Below are 20,943 nucleotides of genomic sequence, written 5' to 3' on the forward strand. Positions count from 1 at the left end.
TTCCTGCCCCTTTCTGTCATCTTAATTTCATTTTCACGATGAATTGAACATAAAGTTCTCAATTGCCGCGCCGATAATCCTGTGACGAGTCCAGAAAGGCTATCCCAACAACAGGACATCTGAAATGAAGTCAGAGCAGGTTATCCAGCGGCTGAGCACTACGCCTGAGGCAAGTATTGAGAACTTGCAGGAGCATCGCTACTGGCTGCAATGTGAGCGTGCGTACACTTATCAGCCGATCTACCGAACAGACGGTCGACTGATGGCCATCGAAATTTTGACCGTTGTGACGCACCCATCAAACCCTTCTCAGCGTATCGCGCCGGATCGCTATTTTGCCGAAGTGGCCGTTCGCCAGCGTCTGGATGTGCTGGAAGAGCAGCTCCGTATGCTGGCGACGAAGCAGTCCTTTTTCGAACAGCACGATATCCTCGCCTCGGTCAACGTCGATGGTCCAACCCTGCTGGCGCTGCGTCAGAATGCGAAATTACAGGAGCTGATCGCGACCCTGCCGTGGATGCGCTTTGAGCTGGTGGAGCATGTCCGTCTGCCGCAGGACTCCTCGTTTGCGTCGATGTGCGAATTTGGCCCGCTGTGGCTGGACGACTTTGGCACCGGCATGGCGAACTTCTCCGCCTTGAGTGAAGTGCGTTACGACTACATTAAAGTGGCCCGCGATCTGTTCATTATGCTGCGTCAAACCCCGGAAGGGCGGAATCTCTTCACGCTGTTATTACAGCTGATGAACCGCTATTGCCAGGGCGTGATTGTTGAAGGCGTGGAAACGCTGGAAGAGTGGCGTGATGTACAAAACTCCCCCGCCGCGGCGGCACAAGGCTATTTCCTCTCTCGCCCGGTACCCATGGATCGCCTCGAAAGCGTGATAACAACGCTCTGATAAGCCCGCTTCCCTTTGTCTGGACTATAGTTTTACAGGACAGGTCATCAGGAAAGGGGATAAAAATGACTAAAACAACCAGGGTAATCTCCTGGACAGCAGGGATTTTCTTGTTGTTGATCGCGATCGTGATCATCATTATTGCGACGTTTGACTGGAACCGCCTTAAGCCGACCATCAACCAGAAAGTCTCAACCGAACTGAATCGTCCCTTCGCCATACGCGGTGATTTAGGGGTGGTATGGGAACGCCAGAAAGAGGAGCGAGGCTGGCGAAGCTGGATCCCCTGGCCGCACGTTCATGCCGACGACATTATTCTCGGCAACCCGCCGGATATCCCGGAAGTGACCATGGTTCACCTCCCTCGCGTTGAAGCCACGCTGGCCCCGCTCGCGCTCTTCACCAAAACGGTCTATCTGCCGTGGATCAAACTTCAGAAGCCCGATGCGCGCCTGATCCGCCTCTCAGAAAAAAACAACAACTGGACGTTTAACCTCGCCAGCGACGGCGAAAAAGATCCGCATGCCCAGCCTTCCTCCTGGTCATTCCGTCTCGACAACATTCTGTTCGATCGCGGACGGATCGCTATCGACGACAAAGTCAGCAAGGCGGATGTAGAGATCCTGGTCGATCCGCTGGGCAAGCCGCTGCCGTTTAGCGAGGTCACGGGCACGAAGGCGAAAGGCGACGCGGCAAGCGTAGGTGACTATGTTTTCGGCCTGACGGCAAAAGGGCGCTACAACGGCCAGCCGCTGAGCGGAAAAGGGAAAATGGGCGGCATGCTGGCGCTGCGGAGTGAAGGCACGCCGTTCCCGGTGCAGGCGGACTTCCGTTCCGGGAACACCCGCGTGGCGTTCGTGGGGACGGTCAACGATCCGATGAATATGGGCGGCGTCGACCTGCGGCTCAAATTTGCCGGTGATTCACTGGGCGAGCTGTACGATCTGACCGGTGTGCTGCTGCCGGATACCCCGCCGTTTGAAACGGACGGGCATCTGGTCGCCAAAATCGGCGCCGAAAAAGCCTCTGTTTTTGACTACCGGGATTTTAACGGCCGCATCGGCGACAGCGACATTCACGGCTCGCTGACGTACACCACCGGAAAACCGCGCCCTAAACTGGAAGGGGATGTCGAGTCCCGTCAGCTGCGGCTGGCCGACCTGGGCCCGCTGATCGGCGTCGATTCCGGTAAAGGTACGAAGTCAAAAGAGGTGAAGAAAGATCTCCAGCCGGCCGGGAAAGTGCTGCCCTATGACCGCTTTGAGACCGATAAGTGGGACGTGATGGACGCGGACGTGCGCTTCAAAGGCGGAAAAATTGAACATGGCAGTACGCTGCCGATCAGCAATCTTTCGACCCATATCCTTCTCAAAAATGCCGACCTGCGCCTGCAGCCGCTGAAGTTTGGCATGGCGGGCGGGACAATTTCCTCGAACATTCACCTCGAAGGCGATAAAAAGCCAATGCAGGGTCGAGCCGAAATTCAGGCCCGCAGGCTCAAGCTGAAAGAACTGATGCCCAACGTGGAGCTGATGCAGAAAACCCTCGGTGAAATGAACGGCGATGCCGACATTCGCGGCGTGGGCAATTCCGTGGCGGCCCTGCTGGGAAGCAGTAACGGCAACCTCAAGCTGCTGATGAACGACGGTCTGGTGAGCCGCAACCTGATGGAGATCCTGGGCCTGAACGTGGGTAACTACGTTATCGGGCAAATCTTCGGTGACGATGAGGTGCGGGTGAACTGTGCGGCAGCCAATCTTGATCTGGTTAACGGCGTGGCGCGTCCGCAGATTTTCGCCTTCGACACGGAAAACGCGGTTATTAACGTGACCGGTACCGCCAGCATGGCTTCGGAGCAGCTTGATTTGACGATTGACCCGGAAAGTAAGGGTGTCCGAATCATCACCCTGCGCTCGCCGCTTTACGTGCGCGGAACGTTCAAAAATCCGCAGGCGGGCGTGAAGCCTGGCCCGCTGATTGCTCGCGGCGCGGTGGCAGCAGCCCTTGCGACGCTGGTCACCCCGGCCGCAGCGCTGCTGGCGTTGATTTCACCGTCAGAAGGCGAAGCGAATCAGTGCCGGAATATTTTGTCGCAGATGAAGAAGTAAGGTGCGGTCTGTTATTGCCGGGTGGCGCTGCGCTTACCCGGCCTACATTTGAATCGTAGGCCGGGTAAGGCATAGCCGCCACCCGGCATTAGCTTACAGAGCCTGATGCTTAGTCTCATGCGTCAGCAGCAGCGCAATCAGCGTCAGCGCCGCCATGGCCGCCAGATAGACGCCTACATAGAACAGACCGTAGTTCGCCTGCAGCCAGGTGGCGATATATGGCGCAACGGACGCGCCCAGGATAGACGAGACGTTGTAAGAGAAAGAGGCACCCGTATAACGGACTTCCGTCGGGAACAGCTCTGGCAGCAGCGCACCCATCGGACCGAAGGTCAGCCCCATCAGGCTCAGGCCAATCAGCAGATAGGCCATGACCAGCGCCGGGCTACCCGATCCCAGCAGCGGTGGGAAGACGAACAGAGCAAACAGAATGATGAGCGTGGTGATCGCAATCATGCTCGCGCGACGGCCAAATTTATCCGCCAGCAGACCCGCAATCGGTACCATCACGCCAAAGCCAATCACCGCCATCATCAGCATCCACAGCACTTCGTTACGCGGCAGCCCCAGCCCAACCGGCGCGGCGGCGGTACTGAAGGTCATGGAGTAAACCGTCATGATGTAGAACAGCGTGTAGGTTGCCAGCATGATAAACGTGCCCAGCACGGTCACGCGGACGTGTTTGGTCAGCAGCGTGCCCAGCGGCACTTTCACCTGTTTTTTCGCCGCGGCAACTTTCGCGAAGACAGGGGTCTCATGCAGAGAAACGCGGACGTACAGGCCAATCAGCACCAGTACGGCTGAGAAGACAAACGGGATACGCCAGCCCCAGTTCATAAACTGTTCGTCCGTCAGCAGCCAGGAGAGCAGCAGGAACGTCCCGTTCGCAAAGAAGAAGCCAATCGGTGCGCCAAGCTGCGGGAATGAACCATACAGCGCGCGCTTGCGCGCCGGGGCGTTCTCGGTCGCCAGCAGCGCCGCGCCACCCCATTCACCGCCCAGGCCCAGACCCTGACCAAAACGCGCCAGCGCCAGCAGGACCGGTGCCAGAATACCGATGGTTTCATAGGTTGGCAGCAGGCCGATGGCCACGGTGGAAATTCCCATGGTCAGCAGCGAAGCAACTAGCGTCACTTTACGGCCAACGCGATCGCCAAAGTGACCAAAGACCGCTGAACCAATCGGACGCGCCACAAACGCGATAGCAAAGGTGGCCAGAGACTGCAGCGTGGCCGCCGTCGGGTCACCCTGCGGGAAGAAGATATGCGGGAAGACGATGACCGCAGCGGTGGCATAAATATAAAAGTCGAAGAACTCAATGGCGGTGCCAATCAGCGATGCGACGACAACTTTATTGCGCGAGTTTACCGGAACGTTTTCCGTTCCGGAGTCGAGTGTGGTGGCTGTTGCTTGCATAATATTTTCTTATTTTTGTCGAACGAAAGGCCATATTACGCACAGCAAAAGCGACATTTCAATCTGTAACAAAGCCGCGCGCTGGCGATAAAAGCAACAAAAAGCGGATAATTTTCAGGCCAGCCAAAACTCGTCTATGAAATGCTTCACAGTTTTCTAATATCAGTCAATAAAACTGGTTTTCGGTTAAATAAAAGTTACGGGCTGGATTTATATGCTGAAATGATGAATCGGGCTGAAATTTCAGCCCGAGAGTGGGGTTACCGGTGCGTTTTGCCCGGCATCCGTGGGTCATCTTTGTACTCAGCAGTGGCAATCCACGCCGCGCAGAACAGAGTCAGACGCGCGAAGAAATAGAAGAACGCCATCAGCCCCAGCACCGAGCCAAACGCCGCGCCGGAAGGGGATTTCACCAGTGACGGCAGGGTGTAGGTCATCACGATTTTGATGACTTCAAAGCCGATCGCCGCAATCAACGTGCCGCGGATCAGCGCCTTCTTACGCGGGCGATGGCGGGGCAAGCGCCAGAAGATCCAGAAGAACAGCAGGTAGTTGGCGAAGATGGAAATGGCCAGCCCAATGCCGCGCCAGGCGGGCTTCAGCCACTCGATGTAATCAAGATAGAGCGCAGAGATAATCATCTGCTGCGCCGAACCCGCCACCGAGGTAATGGAGAGCGTCACGATGAGGGCGACCAGCAGGCCAATCAGCGAAATAAAGTCGCGGAGATACTTAACCCAAATTTTCTCCTGGTCCTGCGGCTTACGCTCCCAGACATCGCGCGACTGGGCGCGAATGGCCTCGCGCAGGTTGCCCATCCAGTTAACGCCTGAGTAAAGGGCAATCAGCAAACCGACGATCCCGACCGTGGTACGCTGCTGAACGGCGGTATTGATGGTGCTTTTGAGCGTGCTGGCAAGAGTCGGGTCACTGACGTTATTCAGGATCTTCGTGAAGATATCCTGCAGCAGCGTCGGGTGGGACGCGAGCACAAAACCGGCCGCCGCAAATGACACCATCAGGATCGGAATCATCGACAGGAAGGAAAAATAGGTAATTGCAGCGCCAAACTGGTTCCCCATGCGGTCATTAAAGCGCTCGGTCGCGCGGATCAGATGCGCCACCATGGGAAACTGCTGAATTCTCTCGGCTATGCCGGTGACGGTTCCCAGCGCTTTGCTGGCGGTGCCAGGCGATTTGGCCTCTTCTGGCTCGGTTTCCATCTTTTTGATGGGATCATACTCTAAATGTTGGGTGGGTCGTTGCGGGTTGTTTTCCGGCGTCACGCGTCTTTTCCTTTTCGTTTGGCTGGATGTTATTGAATTATAGCTTGCGACTAGTCCACGTAAGCTTTTGTGAGTTCAGTAAGCCACTCCATGAACAGATGTACCCGGCGGGAGAGGTTGCGGCGGTGGGGATAAATCAGGGAAACAGGCATCGGCTCTGCCCGATATTGCGGGAGGATCTCAACCAGTTTCTTCGCGCGCAGCGAATCACGCACCCCCACGCGCGGAACCTGGATGATGCCCAGCCCGGCAAGGCAGGCAGCATGGTAGGTTTCCGTGCTGTTAACGGTTAATACCCCTCCCGTTTTTATCCACTGTGTCGTACTGCCGTTATAAAATTCAAAGCCCTGCGGGCGGCTTCCCAGCGTGGCGGCGTAGTGAATAACGGCGTGGGAGCCTAAATCGTCCAGCGTTTCCGGGTAGCCAAAACGCGTCAGATAGTCCGGGCTGGCGCAGTTAATCACCGACAGCTTGCCCAGCGGGCGGGCGATAAGCCCCGAATCCTTCAGCGTGCCGACGCGCACCACACAGTCAAATCCTTCGCGGATAACATCCACCAGACGATCGCTGCTGCTGAGCTCCAGCTCAATGCCCGGATAGTGCTGCAAAAAAGCAGGCAGTTTGGGGATGACTAAATTTCGAGCAACGCCAACGGGCATATCCACGCGGAGCCGTCCGCTGATGCTGGAGGGGTCGTGCTGAAACATACCGTCGAGTTCATCAAGGTTTGCCAGCAGATCTTTTGCCCGTTCGTAATAGACCATGCCGTCCTGCGTCAGGCTGACGCGCCGCGTGGTGCGGTGCAGTAGCTGGGTGCCCAGCCGGTTTTCCAGGGCCTGAATTTGCCGTGAAACGCTGCCTTTCGGCAGGGTTAATGTTTCTGCCGCGCGCGAAAAACTCTCCAGTTCCGCGACGCGGACAAACAGCTGCATTGCGTGAATTTTATCCATAGACGAAGCTCATTGTTGTTTCTGTTGAAACAGTGAAGCGTTTTAACCCCTCTTTATTGATTTTCTATCACCTAATAAGCTCTTTCTCAATCTCCATAACAGCCAAAACGAGGTTTATGATGACTGAACGTATCGCATTAGTGACGGGTGGTAGCCGTGGTCTGGGTAAAAACGCTGCTTTAAAGCTGGCGGCAGACGGCACGGGAATTGTCCTCACCTACAACCGTAGCCAGCAGGAAGCGCTGGAAGTCGTGCAACAAATTCAGGAAAAAGGCGTTAACGCGGCGGCATTACAGCTCAACGTCGGGGATATTTCCAGTTTTGACCATTTTGCCTGCCAGCTTCAGGAAACCCTGAAGACGGTCTGGCAGCGTGAAAACTTTGATTATTTATTAAACAATGCCGGAACGGGATTATACGCGCCCTATGCCGACACCACGGAAGCGCAGTTTGATGAGGCATTAAACATCCATTTCAAGGGGCCCTTCTTCCTGACGCAGCGCCTGTTGCCCTTGCTGGCCGACGGTGGGCGGATCCTCAACGTCTCCAGCGGGCTGGCCCGTTTTACCCAGCCGGGCTCAGGGACCTATGCGGCCATGAAGGGGGCAATGGAAGTGCTGACGCGTTACCAGGCGAAAGAGCTGGGCGCGCGCGGGATCGCCGTCAATATCATCGCGCCCGGTGCGATAGAAACGGACTTTGGCGGCGGACGCGTTCGCGACAACGCGGAGCTGAATCAGATGCTGGCCGCGCAGACGGCGCTGGGACGAGTGGGGCTGCCGGACGATATTGGCGATGCCGTTGCGGCGCTGCTCAGCGATAAACTGGGCTGGATGAACGCGCAGCGCATTGAGGTGTCAGGTGGTATGTTCCTGTGATGCCTGGGCTTAAGGGGAAGGATCCTCTTAAGGAAATCCTTAAGGTGAATGTGTCTAAATACTGACAGATATAAAGAACCCGGCGGGATTTGTAACGTCTCCGTTCGTTGAGTTTTTTCTTAAAAAATGCCTCTGTAGAATCCCCCTTCGCTATTCTCAGAGGGAGAAAAACGATGCGAGTAATCATGTTTGACAGGCAGTCAATATTTATTCATGGAGCAATACACAGTCTGCAGAAGCTCATTCCGGAAATAAATATGACAGGGACCTGTCAGACAGAAGATTTATGGGCTCAGGTATCCGCTTCGCCGTCTGCTATCGTCCTGATTGACGGGAATGTCATTCAGAACGAGGAGACAGCGTGGTTGGAAGCGCTCATGCATCGCTTTCCGGCGATCCGCGTGGTGATGGTGTTAGCGAAAAAAGAGGCCAGATGGGTGGAGCAATTGCGGCAGCGAAACGTCATGGCCATTATTCCCCGAAACGCCAGCCCCGAGCGCTTTTCCGCCGTGCTGGACTCGGTGTCCCGAGGGATGGTCTGTTTTCCGGGAGAGTGGGTCCGACAGCCCTCGTCGCCGCAGGCGCTATCAGCGTTAAGCGAGCGCCAGCGGGAGGTACTGAAACTGCTGGCGGCGGGGGAGTCAAACAAAGAGATTGGACGCAATCTCAACATCAGTGCTGCCACGGTAAAAGCGCACCTCGAGGCGCTTTTCCGGCGGCTGGACGTGAAAAACAGAACGCAGGCTGCCATGTTCTATACCCGGGCGATGGCCTGAAAGTTCGCGTTCTGGAGTGAAGGTACCTCTCCAGAACTGAATATCATCATTACCAGCGCGTCATGCTGCTGTTGGGTTAATGGGCGTGTACACATTTCCCGCAGCAGCGTCTCACACAGCTGAATATCTTCCTGGAGTAAATATTCCGCCTGCAGGGGAGTAATAAGGCCGCGGAATTTTTCCCTCTCGCGAATCTCATGTCCATAGCCGATAACCCACAATCCGTTTTCGTCACGGTATTTCTCCAGCGAAAGACCCTGATGTTTTTTAATTAACGCAATGGCGGCAGAAGATATTTTCAGCGTATGACCTTTCATATTCGTTTCCTCTTAAGTCGCGACACTGTAGAGGAAACGATTTACGATAAATATCCGCCAAATGGCTGTTGATCAGGAATTGTTATTCAGATATTCCTGCCGTAATAAACCAAATAACCAGTCATTATGCCAGCGCCCCGCGAGGAAATAGCTCTCACGTAATTCCCCTTCCAGGCAAAAGTGGGCTTTTTCCAGCAGACGTCTTGAGGCGACATTCCCCGCCGTGACGGTGGCGGTGAGTCGGCGTATACCCCCCTCTTCAAAGGCATAGCGGCAAAGCGCCTGCAGGGATTCGAAGCCGTAGCCTTTTCCCTGTGCCTCGGGTGCGAAAAGAAAACCGACCTCAGCGCAATCCTCCTCCCGATGAATATACCCGGTAACCCCCAGCGGAGCACGGGATAGGGCATCACGGACAACGAGACACAGCCAGTGCGCGCTGCCTGGCGTCCAGGGTGTCAGACGAGCATCAAACGCCTCGCGAATGGCGGCAACGGGGCGGTCTTCCGCCACAAAGCGCATGACGTCAGGGTGCTGCTGCAACGCCAGAAAAAAGGGCCAGTCCTGTTCCTGCAGAGGCGAGCAGTGAAGGCGAGGGGTGATTAAAACAGGCATTCAGATTCTCCTGACACTTTTTAAATGATTTTAGGGTTGTCACTTTATTTCAACAGAAAGTCAGGTATGGTTAACCTCGTATAAATAAAAAGAAAAAAGGCCGTCACGTGCCCATTTCGATGTTTTCGTTGTCACTTAAGGTAAATAATGACCCTCAGCACATCACATCATATTCGCGAACAGTTCGAACACTGTCTGGCGGTCATTCGCCATGCGTCGGTGGAAATTTTGCTTCTTCTGAATGTACATGCTTCTGAGGGCAAAGATCCACGCTGGTTCCTGGAACAGCTGGACAGCGCGCGATTAGCCCTGGGGGGCTGGGGAGCCGTTGCGAAGAAGCTCAACCTTAATGATGCCGAGATGTCGGAATTTACGCTCCAGCTGCGCCTGCTGCAGCAGCGCGTGCCGCAATATGAAAGCGGACAGGACGTGAGTGAAAACCAGCTTATTGCGGCGATGCGGTTTGTGACCGCGCTGGAACATCTCCGCCTGCAGCAGCCGCTATTGACCTACAGCACGGACCTGGCACCGGGAAGCGAGCTTCAGCAGCAGCAGGCGCAAAAGCAGGTCCGCGCGATAGAGCTCATGATCAAAGGGCTCATCCAGCAGGCCTGGCCCGATCAGGTGCGGCTGAACAACCATCTGAAGACCCTGTTTAACGCTGACCGCGTAAGGCGCTGGCTTAAACTCGGCGAGATCAACGACGTCCTGAGCGGCATGATGTTTAGTGAACTGGCGCAGTTGCTGGTGGATAAAAAAGAGTTCAGCCGCTATTACGCTTCGCTTTTCAGCGATCCGTCCATGCTGACGCTGCTGGTTGAACCGCGTAAAACCCTGCAAACCTTCCTCGATGACATTCGGCAAATTCGCAACAACATTACCGTTCAGAAAACGTTAAGTTCGGCGCAAGTTCAGCTGTTGGATAACTACTACACGCAGATCGCGCGGCCGGTTCAACGCGCGTTTGAAGAGGGGAGAACGCGCGTCAATCCGGCCGGATTCATGGCGGTGGATGCCAGCGAGTTACACACTTTCTGGGAAAAGGCGCAGAAAATGGATCGGGTCACCGGCGGGGATCTGTTTGAGGTTCGTGACACTATTGAAAAGCCGACCCAGCGCGCGCCGCGCACGCCCGAGCAACGCGAGCAGCTCATTTCCGGTGCGTTATGGGGGGCGGTTGGCGTCATGGTGATTGCCATCGTGGCGGGGGGATTCTGGCTGGTGACCAGCAGCAAACCGCAGCCTGCGCCCGTCAGTGCAGCAGAAGCGCCTCCTCCACAGGAAATGCGCGAGACGCCTTCCTCGCGCGAGACGCTAACGCGGATGGGGGTGACCTGGGACGAGAATAACTTCCGCTCGGCCATTAACCGCAACGATACCCGCGTGGCGCAGCTCTTTTTGCAGGGCGGGCTGGACTGGAAACTCTCCTGGACCGAAGAGGCGATGTCGGCAGGCTATGACGATGTGCTGGAGCTGATGTTACGCTACCGGCAGAACATGGTGGAAGAGAAGCCGTGTCGCCGCTTCATCAACACGCTCAGCCACGCCATGTCGAACGGCGAATCTCTGACCTCGGTTCGTAAAGAGTATCTTAAAGCCTTCTGCACCGTGCCTGCCGTGGTCAAACGCCAGCAGCACGATCTCGACATGGCAACCCGCCGCGCGCAGTCGCAGCCGGATGCCACGACGAAAAAATGGCAGTCCATTCAGTCTGCCATTTATGAGGTGATCCGCTGATCGCTTCTCCCTCTCCCATTGGGAGAGGGCCTGCATCTTTCTCCCTCTCCCATTGGGAGAGGGCCGGGGTGAGGGGATCAGACCGCACCCCAATCAAGGCTCCCCATACAGCCCAATCAGCCGGCGCACCACGCCGTTGGTCCAGCCGAAGCCATCCTGAAGCGGGTACTCACCCCCGCCCCCTTCGCGCGGCGTACTGCTGGCGATGTGGTACTTCTCAATCAGCTTATGGTGCGTCTTATAAAAATGGTTCACCGTATGCAGCCAGCTCCAGGCGATCTCATCCCCCAGCGAGTCATTGCCGTACTGCTTGAATCCCTGGATCGCCATCCACTGCAGCGGCGCCCAGCCGTTGGGTTTATCCCACTGCTCGCCGGTTTCGTATTCGGTAGCCAGAATTCCGCCCGGCGTCAGCAGCCGCGCTTTGACCGCATCCGACAAGCGCTCGGCCTGCTCGTGGGTCGCCATGCCAACGTACAGCGGCACAATGCTGGCGGCAGAAAACAGGGCCAGCTCTTCGCGTCGCCAGTCGTAATCTCGGTAGCAGCCGCTCTCCTCATCCCACAGATAGCGGTTCACCGCCTCGCGGCGATCGCTGGCTTTCTGGCGGAACAGGTCGGCCGTCTCTTTATCCCCTTTCGACGCCGAGATGTTGGCGATGGCGCTTTCCAGCTTGAACAGGAAGGCGTTCAAATCGATGGGGATAAACTGCGTCGTGCGGATGCTGGCGAGCCGCGACGGATCGCGCAGCCAGCGGGACGAGTAATCCCAGCCTGACGCCGCGCCCGCGCGCAGGTCGCGATACACCTCATTGGGCGGACGACCAGAGTGGCGGGCGGTTTCCACGTCCTCAATCCACGATTCGTCGCGCGGGGTGTCTCGGTCGTCCCAGTAGCGGTTAAGCAATGAACCGTCCGGCATACGCACGGCGCTGCGGTAAGCCTGGTTAAGCAGCAGCGACTCCGCACCATCCATCCAGAAGGCGTACTCCATTTTGAGGTGATCAAGATAACGTTTCGCACCGCGCACGCCGTCCTCCTCAAACAGCTCCACCATCAGCGCAAAGACCGGCGGCTGAGAGCGGCTGAGGTAATAGGTGCGGTTGCCGTTGGGGATATGCCCGTAGCGCTCGATAAGCCACGCGAAGTTATCCGCCATACACTTCAGCAGATCGTTGCGCCCGCTCTCCGCCAGACCCAGCATGGAGAAATAGGAATCCCAGTAGTAGGTCTCGCTGAATCGCCCGCCGGGGACGATATAGGCCTGGGGCAGCGCCAGCAGAGAAGACCAGGGAATATGGTCCTGCGGCTCGCGCGTCAGCACCGGCCACAGATTATCAATGTGCTCTTTCAGGGAGAGGCCCGGGTCGGAGACATATTCTGTGCTGTACGTTTCCGGCATCCAGAAGTGGTTCTCCACAAACTGGCGCAGGTCGAAATCCCGGTGGCGTCTGACCTTGCGATAGCGGATCAGGATGTCCAGCGGGTCCATCTTCGGCGCGCAGTCGGGGAAGGTTTTACTGTCCGCAAACAGCCGCGACGACTGCACGTGTTCAAACAGTTCAAGATAGCGGTCTGCGGGCGTCAGCGCATCCGACGCGGGCAGCCCTTCAATCATTTCCGGTTCCGGCTCCGCCTCGATCATCTCATCCAGTTTTAACTCGCAGGGATCGGTCTCGTAGCGCAGCTCTTCTGCAATCTCGAACTCGATGTTCTCGGTAGCCTGTAGTTTCTGGTTGAACATGGTGATAAGGACCTCCGGTTGTGCGTTCTAAAGACAGGTTTATCCGGGCGTCTTATAAGCGTAGACATTCGCTTCGGTAGATGGGGAGGGATATGTGCGGTAGATCACTATTTTCGGAGCATTCGTTTTGCAACGATTTATGAATGTTAAAAAAAATGCCCCTCAAGAGAGGGGCATCAGGATTAACGCATGGTCACAAACTCTTCCGCCGCCGTCGGGTGAATCGCCACCGTGTTGTCGAAGTCTTTCTTCGTTGCGCCCATCTTCAGCGCCACGGCAAAGCCCTGCAGGATCTCGTCCATGCCGAAGCCAATGCCGTGGATGCCGACAATTTTCTCGTCCGGACCCACGCAGACCAGCTTCATGCGGCACGGCTGGCGGTGAGAGGTGACGGCGGTATACATCGCGGTGAAGGCCGATTTATACACTTTCACCTGGTCGTCGCCATACTGCTCGCGCGCCTGCGGCTCGGTTAAGCCGACGGTGCCGATTGGCGGGTGACTGAAGACCACGGTCGGGATAAGGTTGTAATCCAGATGCTCGTCCGGCTTGTTGTTGAACAGGCGCTCGGAGAGACGACGGCCCGCCGCAACGGCTACCGGGGTCAGCTCAACCGCACCGGTGTTATCGCCGACCGCATAAATGCCCGGTACGCTGGTATTCTGGAATTTATCGACGACGATATAGCCTTTTTCGTCGGTTTTCACGCCGGTCACGCCGAGGTTGAAGTTATCGTTCGCAGGTTCACGGCCAATCGCCCAGATCAGGCAATCGACGGTCTGGCTGCGGCCATCTTCCAGCTCCAGGGTCAGGCTGCCGTCTGCATTTTTCACGACCGCTTTTGGCACGGCGTGGGTGTGCAGGGTTGGGCCTTCGGCGTTCATTACTTCAACCAGCGTATCGACGATCAGCGGGTCAAAGCTGCGCAGCGGCGCGTGTTTACGCACGAACAGGTGCGCTTCCGCCCCCAGGCCGTTAATCACGCCGGCCAGTTCTACCGCAATGTAGCCCGCGCCAACAACGGCAACGCGTTTTGGCAGGGCAGGCAGTTCAAAGAAGCCGTCGGAGTCGATGCCGTATTCCACGCCCGGGATGTTCGGGTGGCTCGGACGACCGCCGGTGGCGATCAGAATGTGATCGGCGGTGATTGTCTCGCCGTTCACTTCGATCGTTTTGGCGTCCACAAAGCGGGCGAAACCGTGGATAACGTCGACGTTATTTTTACCCAGGACGTTGTCGTATGAGGTGTGAATACGGTCGATGTAGGCGGTACGGCTGGCGATCAGTTTGTCCCAGTCGAAGTGGTTGATGGTAGTGTCAAAGCCGTAGTCCGGGCCATACATATGGATAGCTTCACGGATTTGCGCCGCATGCCACATCACTTTCTTCGGTACACAACCCACGTTCACGCAGGTGCCGCCCAGCGCTTTTGCTTCAATCAGCGCGCACTTCTGGCCGTACATGGCCGCGCGGTTGATGGAGGCGATGCCGCCGCTGCCGCCGCCGATTGCGATGTAGTCATAATGCTTAGTCATAGCTGTTATCCTTAATCGTGAATTGCCGCGATTGTATACCTGAAATCAATAGTTTCCACCGATGGCTGCGATTACTCCGGCACGATCCAACTGACGGTGGCGTGACCAGTGCCGGCTGGCACCAGCTTTTTATGCAGCCACGGCAGCACGTTGTTCATCTGCGCTTCAAGCTTCCACGGCGGGTTGATGACGATCATGCCCGAGGCGGTCATGCCGCGCTGGTCGCTGTCCGGGCGTACCGCCAGCTCGATCTGCAGGATTTTGCGGATGCCGGTCGCTTCCAGGTCTTTGATCATACGTTTGATTTGCGCGCGCAGGACCACCGGATACCACAGGGCGTATGTCCCGGTGGCGAAGCGCTTGTAGCCTTCGTGGATGCCGGTCACCACCGCCTGATAGTCGGTTTTGATTTCGTACGGCGGGTCGATCAGCACCAGCCCACGGCGTGAAACCGGCGGCAGCTTGGCTTTCAGCTGCTGGTAGCCGTCGGCTTTTTCCACGCGGGCGCGGCCGTCTTTCTGGAATTCGGAACGCAGCAGCGGGAAATCGCTCGGGTGCAGCTCGGTCAGCTGGAGGCTGTCCTGCTCGCGCAGCAGCTGGCGTGCAATCAGCGGTGATCCCGGGTAGTAGCGCAGCTGACCGTTGCGGTTGAAGTGGTTCACCACGCCGATATAGGGCTCCAGCTCCGCAGGCAGGTCGTCCTGCTGCCAGATGCGGGCGATCCCTTCAAGGTATTCACCGGTGCGCTCGGCATGCTCGCCGCTCAGCTGATAACGGCCCGCGCCCGCGTGGGTGTCCAGATAGAGAAACGGCTTCTCTTTCTCTTTGAGCGATTCGATGATCAGGCTCTGAACGGTGTGTTTAAGGACGTCGGCGTGGTTGCCTGCGTGGAAGCTGTGGCGATAACTGAGCATGGGTAATGATTTTCCGCTGAAATGACGATTTGCCACAGTTTACAGCAGAACGGCGCAGATTACCCGCAGGCCCGGTAAGCGGGGCTATTGAAATCCTCTACACTTAACCCCATTACTGAACAATATGCACAGCGCCGGATGCGCGCTTCATTCATCAAATTCAACAGGACAGCGTTTATGACCAATCCATTACTGACGCCTTTTTCGTTGCCACCGTTTTCTAAAATCCTCCCTGAGCATGTGGTTCCAGCCGTTACGCAATCGCTGGACAACTGCCGCGCGGCGGTAGAAAGCGTGGTCGCGCAGGGCGCGCCGTACACCTGGGAAAATCTGTGTCAGCCGCTGGCCGAAGTGGATGACGTTCTGGGGCGTATCTTCTCCCCGGTGAGCCACCTGAATTCGGTAAAAAACAGCCCGGAACTGCGCGAAGCCTACGAACAGACCCTGCCGCTGCTCTCTGAGTACAGCACCTGGGTCGGCCAGCACGAAGGGCTCTACAAGGCGTATCGCGACCTGCGCGACGGCGACCACTATGCCGAACTGAACACCGCGCAGAAAAAATCCGTCGATAACGCCCTGCGTGATTTCGAGCTTTCCGGGATTGGCCTGCCAAAAGAGAAGCAGACCCGCTACGGTGAAATTGCCGCGCGCCTGTCCGAACTGGGCAACCAGTACAGTAACAACGTGCTCGACGCCACCATGGGCTGGACGAAGCTGATTACCGACGAAGCGGAGCTGGCAGGTATGCCCGAAAGCGCGCTGGCGGCGGCAAAAGCGCAGGCCGAAGCGAAAGAGCAGGAAGGCTTCCTGTTAACGCTGGATATCCCAAGCTACCTGCCGGTGATGACCTACTGCGACAACCAGGCCCTGCGCGAAGAGATGTACCGCGCGTACAGCACCCGCGCTTCCGATCAGGGGCCGAATGCCGGTAAGTGGGACAACAGCCCGGTGATGGCGGAAATCCTCGCCCTGCGCCACGAGCTGGCGCAGCTGCTGGGCTTTGAAAACTACGCCGACAAATCTCTCGCCACCAAAATGGCGGAAAACCCGCAGCAGGTGCTCGACTTCCTGACGGATCTCGCGAAACGCGCCCGTCCGCAGGGTGAAAAAGAGCTGGCCCAGCTGCGCGCCTTCGCGAAAGCGGAGTTCGGCGTAGACGAGCTGCAGCCATGGGATATCGCCTACTACAGCGAAAAACAGAAGCAGCACCTCTACAGCATCAGCGACGAGCAGCTGCGCCCGTACTTCCCGGAAAACAAAGCCGTTAACGGCCTGTTTGAAGTGGTAAAACGCATCTATGGCATCACCGCGAAAGAGCGTACCGATATCGACGTCTGGCACCCGGACGTGCGCTTCTTCGAGCTGTATGACGAGAAAAACGAACTGCGCGGCAGCTTCTACCTCGATCTCTACGCCCGTGAGAACAAGCGCGGCGGGGCGTGGATGGATGACTGCGTCGGCCAGATGCGTAAAGCCGATGGATCTTTGCAAAAGCCGGTTGCTTACCTGACCTGTAACTTCAACCGCCCGGTGAGCGGCAAGCCTGCGCTGTTTACCCACGACGAAGTGATCACCCTGTTCCACGAGTTCGGTCACGGTCTGCACCATATGCTGACCCGCATCGAAACTGCAGGCGTGGCCGGCATCAGCGGCGTGCCGTGGGATGCGGTCGAGCTGCCGAGCCAGTTTATGGAAAACTGGTGCTGGGAGCCGGACGCGCTGGCGTTTATCTCCGGTCACTATGAAACCGGCGAACCGCTGCCGAAAGAGCTGCTCGATAAAATGCTGGCGGCCAAGAACTACCAGGCGGCGATGTTTATCCTGCGTCAGCTGGAGTTCGGCCTGTTTGACTTCCGCCTGCACGCCGAGTTTAGCCCGGAGCAGGGGGCGAAAATCCTTGAAACCCTGGCCGAGATTAAAAAGCAGGTCGCCGTGATCCCAGGGCCAACCTGGGGCCGCTTCCCGCATGCCTTCAGCCACATTTTCGCAGGCGGCTATGCGGCGGGTTACTACAGCTATCTGTGGGCCGACGTGCTGGCGGCAGACGCTTTCTCTCGCTTCGAAGAGGAGGGGATCTTCAACCGCGAAACCGGCCAGTCGTTCCTCGACAACATCCTGACCCGAGGCGGTTCTGAAGAGCCAATGGTGCTGTTCAAACGCTTCCGCGGCCGCGAGCCTCAGCTGGATGCGATGCTTGAGCATTACGGGATCAAAGGCTGATTGTTACGTGAAGATCTGCTTAGTAGATGAAACAGGCGCCGGAGACGGCGCCTTATCTGTTCTGGCGGCCCGCTGGGGGCTGGAGCACGATGAAGAAAACCCGATGGCGCTGGTGATGACTACAGCGCATCTCGAATTACGCAAGCGCGACGAACCGAAGCTCGGCGGGATTTTTGTCGATTTTGTCGGCGGCGCCATGGCGCACCGGCGCAAGTTCGGCGGCGGTCGCGGTGAGGCTGTAGCCAAAGCAGTCGGCATCAAAGGGAGCTATCTTCCGGACGTGGTGGACGCCACGGCGGGGCTGGGGCGCGATGCGTTTGTGCTGGCGTCTGTCGGCTGCCGCGTGCGGATGCTGGAGCGCAACCCGGTGGTGGCTGCACTGCTCGATGATGGCCTGACCCGTGGCTACGCGGACCCGGAAATCGGCCCGTGGCTGCAGGAGCGATTGCAGCTGATCCACGCCTCCAGCCTGACGGCGCTGACCGATATCACCCCGCGCCCGCAGGTGGTCTATCTCGACCCGATGTTTCCGCATAAGCAGAAAAGCGCACTGGTGAAAAAAGAGATGCGGGTGTTTCAGTCGCTGGTGGGGCCGGATTTAGATGCAGACGGCCTGCTCGAGCCGGCTCGTCAGCTCGCGACAAAGCGGGTGGTGGTGAAGCGCCCTGACTATGCGCCGCCGCTGGCGGACGTTGCCACGACCAATGCGGTGACCACCAAAGGGCACCGGTTTGATATTTATTCGGGTACGCCGGAATAAAAAAAGCCGGGTGGAGGCTTCGCCTTACCCGGCCTACGTTCTCGATCTATTCCCTCTCCCTATGGGAGAGGGTTAGGGTGAGGGGCATTTAATGCACTTACTCGTCTTCTTCATCACGCAGTGGAACAATCAGCATATCCACGTGAACGGTGTTAATCAGCTGGCGCGCTGAAGACATCAGCTTGCTCCAGAAGTCCTGATGGTGACCGCAAACCACCAGATCCATATCGTATTTCTTAATCGCATCCACAAGTACCTGACCCAGGTCACCGCTGCCGCTCAGGGTTTCGGTGATAGGGTAACCCGCGTTGGTGGACAGCTCGCTCAGGGCGTGGTGCGTCTCTTCGGAGATGCGTTTCTGCATATCGCCAAGATTCACGTCGATCAGACCGGTATAGAGGTCGGAGTAATTCACATCAACGTGGATCAGCGAAACTTTCGCGTTGTAGGGGCGTGCCATGGATACCGCTTTATCAACCAGCACTTTGCTCTCCGGGGAGAGGTCTACCGCGATGAGAATGTGTTTGTAAGCCATAGTGTTACTCCTTCCTTAAGTTATCGATGACTAAATGCGAATGCCGTCGTCTGATACATTCATTACGGCCCAGTTAAACATATTTTTCAAGCTTTGGTGTTGATAACGATTAACCTTGTGGCAAAAAAATTAACGGATCTCCTACACTATTTAATGAGCCGTTCGGATATTAAAACGCGAACCGGATCGACTTTTAGTCATTCTTTCACTGAACTGTCTGTCAGGGCATTGGGGTGCGGTAGCTCAGGAGCCTTGCTTCATGGGCGGACGCCGGGGAGGATGTATGATTAGCACCGTCGCATTGTTTTGGGCGTTATGCGTAGTTTGCATAGTGAATATGGCGCGCTACTTCTCATCGTTACGTGCGCTGTTAGTGGTACTTCGTGGTTGCGATCCGTTGCTTTATCAGTATGTGGACGGTGGAGGTTTCTTCACCTCGCATGGACAGCCCAGCAAACAGATGCGCCTGGTGGGATACATCTACTACCAGCGCTACCGCGATCATCACGATGAAGAGTTTATCCGTCGTTGCGAGCGCCTGCGTCGTCAGTTCATTTTGACCAGCGCCCTGTGCGGGCTGGTCGTGGTCAGTATGATTGCATTGATGATTTGGCACTGAGTATAAAAAAAGCGGGTCAGTTTCCTGACCCGCTTTTTTGTCGCACTCAGCCGGTTAGATCAGCTTCAGCGAGATCCAGTACAAACCGCCAGAGAGCAGAATGGATGCCGGAAGGGTGAACACCCAGGCCATCAGAATGTTGGTCACGGTTTTGCGCTGCAGGCCGCCACCGTCAACAATCATGGTACCTGCCACGGACGAGGAGAGTACGTGGGTCGTTGAGACCGGCATACCGGTATAGCTTGCCAGACCGATAGACACCGCCGCCGTCATCTGCGCGGACATACCCTGCGCATAGGTCATGCCTTTCTTACCGATCTTCTCGCCGATGGTGGTCGCCACGCGACGCCAGCCAATCATCGTACCGATACCCAGCGCCAGCGCGACGGCCATGATGATCCAGATTGGCGCGTACTCAATGGTGTTGAGCATATCGCCTTTCAGTTTCTTCAGGAGACGCTGGTCGTCAGCATTCACGTCAGGCAGTTTCGCCACTTTATCCGTCACATCAGAGATGCACAGCATAATGCGACGCAGCTGGCCACGCTGCTCAACGGACAGTTTGTCATAGCTTTCGATATTGCCCAGCATGCCTTTCGCACGTTCCAGCGCGTTAATTGCGTTTGCCGGATGGCAGTGGAACTCGCCTGGTGCAGTCGTGGCACCCGCTTCCGGAGAAGGGATTAACTGGTCAACGCCGGTCGCCTTCTTCAGCAGTTCGGGATGCTGCTGGAAGTAGGTTTCGACGTTGTTCACCGCATCACGGGTACGGGTGATTTCGTAGCCAGAGGCATTCATGTTGACCACGAATCCTGCCGGTGCGACGCCAATCAGTACCAGCATCACCAGACCAATGCCTTTCTGACCATCGTTCGCGCCGTGTGAGAAAGCCACGCCGATAGCGGAAATGATCAGAGCAATACGCGTCCAGAATGGCGGCTTTTTCTTGCCGTCTTTCTTTTCACGCTCTGCTGGCGTCAGGTGAATACGGGAGCGTTTTTTGGTGTTGCTCCAGTAACGACGCAGGATGAAGATCAGCCCGCCAGCCACCACCAGACCCACAATAGGGGAGACGATGAGTGAGGCAAAGATCCCCAGTACTTTCGGGATATTTAACGCATCAACAACCGATGTACCGGTCATCAGGGCGTTTGTTAACCCGATACCGATAATCGCGCCGATGAGAGTGTGAGAACTGGATGCAGGCAGGCCGAAATACCAGGTACCGAGGTTCCAGATAATTGCAGCAAGCAGCATTGAGAACACCATAGCGAGGCCATGGCCAGAACTAACGTTAAGCAGCAGATCCGTTGGCAGCATATGCACGATGGCATACGCAACGCTCAGTCCGCCCAGGAGGACACCAAAAAAGTTAAATACCGCCGCCATAACAACCGCAAGTTGCGATCGCATTGCGCGGGTGTAAATAACCGTTGCTACTGCGTTTGCAGTGTCGTGGAAGCCGTTGATCGCTTCGTAAAACAGTACAAAAACCAGAGCAAGCAATAATAAAAGCCCGGTATGTAAATCCAGGCCGGCAAACAAATGTAGCATAGGACGTTACGCCATTTTGAGGACATGAACGCGGCGCATTATCCAGGACAAATGCACGGCGGGCAAAGTGAAATATAGACTTTTT

General features: G+C 56.6%; 18 protein-coding genes. 8 read left to right on the top strand and 10 right to left on the bottom strand.

Annotated features, from left to right (window positions below; genetic code table 11):
- Window positions 1-124 precede the first annotated feature (124 nt).
- Complete coding sequence (pdeH, locus tag AC3WOK_RS20740; RefSeq protein ID WP_063430571.1) at window positions 125-898, top strand: cyclic-guanylate-specific phosphodiesterase; 774 nt, start codon at window positions 125-127, stop codon at window positions 896-898.
- 65 nt (window positions 899-963) lie between these two features.
- On the top strand, window positions 964-3,006 hold the full coding sequence (locus AC3WOK_RS20745) for an AsmA family protein (protein ID WP_492355056.1): 2,043 nt from the start codon (window positions 964-966) through the stop codon (window positions 3,004-3,006).
- Between the two features lie 93 nt (window positions 3,007-3,099).
- Here AC3WOK_RS20745 and AC3WOK_RS20750 read toward each other — a convergent pair whose 3' ends face one another.
- The 3 genes from AC3WOK_RS20750 to AC3WOK_RS20760 form a co-directional block, all read right to left on the bottom strand.
- Window positions 3,100-4,422, bottom strand: a complete 1,323-nt coding sequence (locus tag AC3WOK_RS20750; RefSeq protein WP_059311441.1) for an MFS transporter — start codon at window positions 4,420-4,422, stop codon at window positions 3,100-3,102.
- Between the two features lie 260 nt (window positions 4,423-4,682).
- Entirely contained in the window at window positions 4,683-5,708 is a 1,026-nt protein-coding gene (yhjD, locus tag AC3WOK_RS20755) for an inner membrane protein YhjD (RefSeq protein ID WP_047345661.1), read from the bottom strand.
- A 50-nt stretch (window positions 5,709-5,758) separates the two neighbouring features.
- A complete protein-coding gene (locus AC3WOK_RS20760; RefSeq protein WP_492355057.1) occupies window positions 5,759-6,658 on the bottom strand; it encodes a LysR family transcriptional regulator in 900 nt (299 codons plus the stop codon).
- Window positions 6,659-6,777: 119 nt separating this feature from the next.
- Here AC3WOK_RS20760 and AC3WOK_RS20765 point away from each other — a divergent pair, with 119 nt between their 5' ends.
- Both AC3WOK_RS20765 and AC3WOK_RS20770 read left to right on the top strand, forming a co-directional pair.
- Window positions 6,778-7,536, top strand: coding sequence for an SDR family NAD(P)-dependent oxidoreductase (locus tag AC3WOK_RS20765; protein ID WP_063958014.1), 759 nt, complete (start codon window positions 6,778-6,780; stop codon window positions 7,534-7,536).
- Window positions 7,537-7,709: 173 nt separating this feature from the next.
- On the top strand, window positions 7,710-8,312 hold the full coding sequence (locus tag AC3WOK_RS20770) for a helix-turn-helix transcriptional regulator (protein WP_059311438.1): 603 nt from the start codon (window positions 7,710-7,712) through the stop codon (window positions 8,310-8,312).
- On the opposite strand, the gene AC3WOK_RS20775 is transcribed toward AC3WOK_RS20770, so the two are convergent.
- Window positions 8,291-8,629, bottom strand: coding sequence for a lysozyme (locus tag AC3WOK_RS20775; protein WP_059311437.1), 339 nt, complete (start codon window positions 8,627-8,629; stop codon window positions 8,291-8,293). The genes AC3WOK_RS20770 and AC3WOK_RS20775 overlap by 22 nt on opposite strands.
- 72 nt (window positions 8,630-8,701) lie before the next feature.
- Window positions 8,702-9,241 carry a GNAT family N-acetyltransferase gene (locus AC3WOK_RS20780; RefSeq protein ID WP_059311436.1) on the bottom strand — a complete coding sequence of 180 codons (540 nt, stop codon included), beginning with the start codon at window positions 9,239-9,241 and terminating at the stop codon, window positions 8,702-8,704.
- A gap of 147 nt (window positions 9,242-9,388) precedes the next feature.
- Here AC3WOK_RS20780 and AC3WOK_RS20785 point away from each other — a divergent pair, with 147 nt between their 5' ends.
- A complete protein-coding gene (locus AC3WOK_RS20785; protein WP_492355058.1) occupies window positions 9,389-10,978 on the top strand; it encodes an STY4199 family HEPN domain-containing protein in 1,590 nt (529 codons plus the stop codon).
- 93 nt (window positions 10,979-11,071) lie between these two features.
- Here the strand turns inward: AC3WOK_RS20785 and AC3WOK_RS20790 are convergent, their stop codons facing one another.
- The 3 genes from AC3WOK_RS20790 to AC3WOK_RS20800 form a co-directional block, all read right to left on the bottom strand.
- Complete coding sequence (locus AC3WOK_RS20790) at window positions 11,072-12,721, bottom strand: alpha,alpha-trehalase (protein ID WP_059311434.1); 1,650 nt, start codon at window positions 12,719-12,721, stop codon at window positions 11,072-11,074.
- A 182-nt stretch (window positions 12,722-12,903) separates the two neighbouring features.
- Window positions 12,904-14,256 carry a glutathione-disulfide reductase gene (gorA, locus tag AC3WOK_RS20795; RefSeq protein WP_063958017.1) on the bottom strand — a complete coding sequence of 451 codons (1,353 nt, stop codon included), beginning with the start codon at window positions 14,254-14,256 and terminating at the stop codon, window positions 12,904-12,906.
- Between the two features lie 71 nt (window positions 14,257-14,327).
- Window positions 14,328-15,170: a 23S rRNA (adenine(2030)-N(6))-methyltransferase RlmJ gene (locus AC3WOK_RS20800; protein ID WP_047345682.1), complete on the bottom strand. Its 843-nt coding sequence runs from the start codon at window positions 15,168-15,170 to the stop codon at window positions 14,328-14,330.
- A gap of 177 nt (window positions 15,171-15,347) precedes the next feature.
- Between AC3WOK_RS20800 and prlC the strand changes: the two genes are divergently transcribed.
- Both prlC and rsmJ read left to right on the top strand, forming a co-directional pair.
- Window positions 15,348-17,390 (top strand): oligopeptidase A, encoded by a 2,043-nt coding sequence (prlC, locus tag AC3WOK_RS20805; protein WP_064673676.1) that lies wholly within the window; start codon window positions 15,348-15,350, stop codon window positions 17,388-17,390.
- Between the two features lie 7 nt (window positions 17,391-17,397).
- A complete protein-coding gene (gene rsmJ / locus AC3WOK_RS20810; protein WP_059311430.1) occupies window positions 17,398-18,150 on the top strand; it encodes a 16S rRNA (guanine(1516)-N(2))-methyltransferase RsmJ in 753 nt (250 codons plus the stop codon).
- Window positions 18,151-18,247: 97 nt separating this feature from the next.
- Here the strand turns inward: rsmJ and uspA are convergent, their stop codons facing one another.
- Window positions 18,248-18,685, bottom strand: coding sequence for a universal stress protein UspA (uspA, locus tag AC3WOK_RS20815; RefSeq protein ID WP_003861223.1), 438 nt, complete (start codon window positions 18,683-18,685; stop codon window positions 18,248-18,250).
- A gap of 283 nt (window positions 18,686-18,968) precedes the next feature.
- Between uspA and uspB the strand changes: the two genes are divergently transcribed.
- Complete coding sequence (gene uspB / locus AC3WOK_RS20820) at window positions 18,969-19,304, top strand: universal stress protein UspB (RefSeq protein WP_003861224.1); 336 nt, start codon at window positions 18,969-18,971, stop codon at window positions 19,302-19,304.
- Window positions 19,305-19,358: 54 nt separating this feature from the next.
- Here uspB and pitA read toward each other — a convergent pair whose 3' ends face one another.
- Window positions 19,359-20,858 carry an inorganic phosphate transporter PitA gene (gene pitA, locus AC3WOK_RS20825; RefSeq protein ID WP_047345686.1) on the bottom strand — a complete coding sequence of 500 codons (1,500 nt, stop codon included), beginning with the start codon at window positions 20,856-20,858 and terminating at the stop codon, window positions 19,359-19,361.
- Window positions 20,859-20,943 lie beyond the last annotated feature (85 nt).

It is taken from the genome of Enterobacter sp. FW301-JW81 (genome assembly GCF_058788735.1).